Source organism: Leisingera sp. F5, assembly GCF_001593695.1.
On the sequence record NZ_LUKH01000639.1, the window covers coordinates 1 to 1,950 of the forward strand.

A 1,950-nucleotide genomic window follows, 5' to 3' on the forward strand; every position below is an offset into this window, starting at 1 on the left:
TTGGTCTCAATGATGCCCGAGCGGCCGCCGCCGATGGCGGAGCAATAGGACAGGCCGGTTTCCAGTGCTTTGCCGGTGGCGTCGTTGTGAACCGCAACCAGGCAGGGCACGCCGCCGCCTTTGGTGTATTCGCCACGCACGGTGTGGCCGGGGCCTTTGGGCGCCATCATGATGACGTCGACGCCTTCTTTCGGCTCAATCAGGCCGAAGTGCACGTTCAGGCCGTGGGCAAACGCGATGGCGGCACCCGGCTTGATGTTGTCGTGGACGTATTTCTTGTAGGTCTCAGCCTGCAGTTCGTCGGGCATGGTGAACATGATCACGTCGCACCAGGCGGCCGCTTCTGCGATGCCCATGACCTTCAGGCCTTCGCCTTCGGCTTTCTTGGCGGAGGGGGAGCCTTCGCGCAGGGCGACGACAAGGTTCTTGGCGCCGCTGTCGCGCAGGTTCAGCGCGTGGGCGTGGCCCTGGGAGCCATAGCCCAGGATGGCCACTTTCTTGTCCTTGATCAGGTTCACATCGCAATCGCGGTCGTAATAAACGCGCATGATCCACGTCCTTTCGTTTGGTGTTTGAGGGCATCATAGGGAAGTGCGCGGGGAAGGCGATTGCTGTTCTGCGTGATTTCAGCAGTTTCTTTGCAATAGTTATTCGTCAAAGTGCATGTTAGTGATGAAATCATGCTTGATGACCTCGACCGGCGCATTCTGCGCCATCTGCAAAGCGACCCGGCGCAATCGATTCCGGATTTGGCTGAACACCTCGGGCTCACCGCCTCGCGGCTGTCGCGGCGGCTGGAGAAGCTGCGCGAGGGGGGCGTGATCCTGGGCCAGAGGGCGATAATCGACTGGCGGGCGCTGGGGTATGAGGTGGAGGTGTCGCTGCGGGTGACGCTGGACAAGACTAACCCGCGCGCATTTGACGAATTTATTGAATCCGCCCGCGGCATTGCCGAGGTGATCGAGATCCAGACATTCCTTGGCCAGGTCGATGTGCGGCTCTCGGTGATCGCACGGGACATGCCGCATTACCAGCTGATATACCGCGCCGCCATTCTGAACCTGCCGCATATTACCGATATCGAAGCGCTGATGCATGTGGCGCGGATCAAGTCGGACGAGGTGCTGCCGCTATGAATACGCTGGATGATCTCGATTTTGCCCTGCTGCGGGCGCTGTCCGAGGACGCGACCTTATCTGCGGGTGCATTGGGACGGCAGCTGGGCCTTAGCCAGCCGGCCACTTGGCGGCGGATCAAGCGGTTGCAGGAGGCAGGTATAATCGCCGGACGCAAGCTGGATCTCGACAAGGAGAAACTGGGGTTTGGCGTCACTGTCTTTCTTGGCGTGAAGCTGGCCACCAAGGGAAGGGTCAGCCTGGAGGATTTCGAACGCGCGGTTTCGGCCATTCCCGAGGTGCAGACGGTGGAGCATGTGCTGGGCATGTATGACTACCGCTTGCGGGTGACAGCGCGGGACATCTCGGATTTCGAACGCGTGCTGCGCCGCCGGGTGATGACCCTGCCGGGGGTGGGCAATGTTGAGGCCAATGTGCTGCTGAGCGAGGAGCGCAGGCCGGGGCCGCTGGGGTGAGTCTGTGCACCTTTGTTGCCGATCCGAAACCCGCTTGGCGCAAATGCGGGTGATTTCTGTCGTGCTTGGGCTGTCTTTTCCGTTCCATTTCGCCAGTATCCCCCTTCGGAGAACGGCGGCAGCACTGTATGCCAAGGTAGGCTTTGCCAAAGCCTGCGGCACCGGCTAGCCGTTTATTGAGGAATACTAGGGAGGCCCAGATGGCACTGCTCGATACCGTGGACCCGCAGGGTCTGGATGAATTTTCGGTGGTTTTCACCGACCGCTCGCTCAATCACATGTCCAAGACCTTTCAGACCGTGATGCTGGACATCAACGGGATGCTGAAAGAAGTCTATAACGCTGAAGCGGTTGCGCTG

Annotated in this window: 3 protein-coding genes and 1 pseudogene; 3 read left to right on the forward strand and 1 reads right to left on the reverse strand. The window is 60.1% G+C overall.

Annotated elements, in window-relative coordinates; all coding sequences use genetic code 11:
- On the reverse strand, positions 1–548 hold a 548-nt coding region (locus A2I95_RS34215; RefSeq protein WP_291736975.1), incomplete at its 3' end, for an NAD(P)-dependent oxidoreductase.
- A gap of 132 nt (positions 549–680) precedes the next feature.
- On the opposite strand from A2I95_RS34215, the gene A2I95_RS34220 reads away from it, so the two are divergent.
- The 3 genes and pseudogenes from A2I95_RS34220 to A2I95_RS34230 all read left to right on the forward strand — a co-directional run.
- Positions 681–1,136 carry an Lrp/AsnC family transcriptional regulator gene (locus tag A2I95_RS34220; protein ID WP_291736977.1) on the forward strand — a complete coding sequence of 152 codons (456 nt, stop codon included), beginning with the start codon at positions 681–683 and terminating at the stop codon, positions 1,134–1,136.
- Positions 1,133–1,591, forward strand: a complete 459-nt coding sequence (locus tag A2I95_RS34225; protein ID WP_027259814.1) for an Lrp/AsnC family transcriptional regulator — start codon at positions 1,133–1,135, stop codon at positions 1,589–1,591. The genes A2I95_RS34220 and A2I95_RS34225 overlap by 4 nt, the downstream gene beginning before the upstream one ends.
- Positions 1,592–1,791: 200 nt before the next feature.
- Positions 1,792–1,950: pseudogene (locus A2I95_RS34230) on the forward strand (alanine--glyoxylate aminotransferase family protein); the annotation flags it as partial.